This window comes from Mycobacterium sp. E3247, assembly GCF_001667785.1.
In the GTDB taxonomy this organism is placed as follows: domain Bacteria; phylum Actinomycetota; class Actinomycetes; order Mycobacteriales; family Mycobacteriaceae; genus Mycobacterium.
Genome location: NZ_LZJG01000244.1, coordinates 1 through 987, shown reverse-complemented (window position 1 = coordinate 987; position 987 = coordinate 1). Strand labels below are relative to the sequence as shown.

1 protein-coding gene and 1 pseudogene are annotated in these 987 nt (G+C 65.6%); both read left to right on the top strand.

What is annotated here, in order from left to right; genetic code table 11:
* Nucleotides 1–408 (top strand): annotated as a pseudogene (locus tag A9X04_RS31465) (MCE family protein); the annotation flags it as partial.
* Between the two features lie 13 nt (nt 409–421).
* Nucleotides 422–987: MCE family protein (locus A9X04_RS13130; protein ID WP_156764344.1), on the top strand; the 566-nt coding region annotated here is incomplete at its 3' end.

Here is a 987-nt window from a genome sequence, read left to right as displayed (position 1 = left end):
AACTACTACGACGAAGAACCCCATGCCTATGAGACGACCGGCGGCGGCAACGGATACGCGCTGAGAACCATGACCGAACTGACGTCGGGATTGGGCGGCATCCTCACGCTCCCGGGGTTGGCCGGCACCGCGGCCACGATGGGACTCCTCGGACTGGCCGGGCTGGTCGGCGGGGCACCGAATCCCTTTGTGTATCCGGACAATCTGCCGCGGGTGAACGCGCACGGCGGCCCCGGGGGCGCGCCTGGTTGCTGGCAGGCCATCACCCATGACCTGTGGCCGGCGCCGAGTCTGGTGGTGGACACCGGCGCCAGCCTCGCGCCGTACAACCACCTAGAAACCGGCTCGCCGTACGCAATCGAGTACGTGTGGGGCCGCCAGGTCGGGGACAACACGATCAACCCATGACAGCGATGAATCCATGAAGATTACCGGCTCCGCCATCAAGCTCGGCATCGTCTCGCTGGTGCTGCTGCTGATCACCGTGTCGATCGTCGTGGTGTTCGCTCAGATGCGCTTCAACAGCACCAACAGCTATCACGCGGAATTCCGGAACGCCACCGGGCTGAAGAACGGCCAATTCGTCCGCGCCGCCGGGGTGGAGATCGGGAAGGTCAAAGCGGTGCGGCTGATCGAAGGGGGTCAGCGGGTCCGGGTGGACTTCGATGTCGACCGCTCCGTACCGCTCTACCAGTCGACGACCGCGCAGATCCGCTACCTCAACCTGTTCGCCGACCGCTACCTCGAGCTCAAGCGCGGCGACGGAGAGGGCGCTGACCGGATACTGCCGCCGGGCGGCTCCATCCCGCTGTCCCGAACGTCACCGGCGCTGGACCTCGACGCGCTGATCGGTGGCTTCAAGCCACTGTTCCGGGCGCTCGATCCCGAAAAGGTCAACACCATCGCGTCCGCCATCATCACCGTGTTTCAGGGTCAGGGCGGCACCATCAACGACATCCTCGACCAGACCGCGCAGCTGACCGCGCA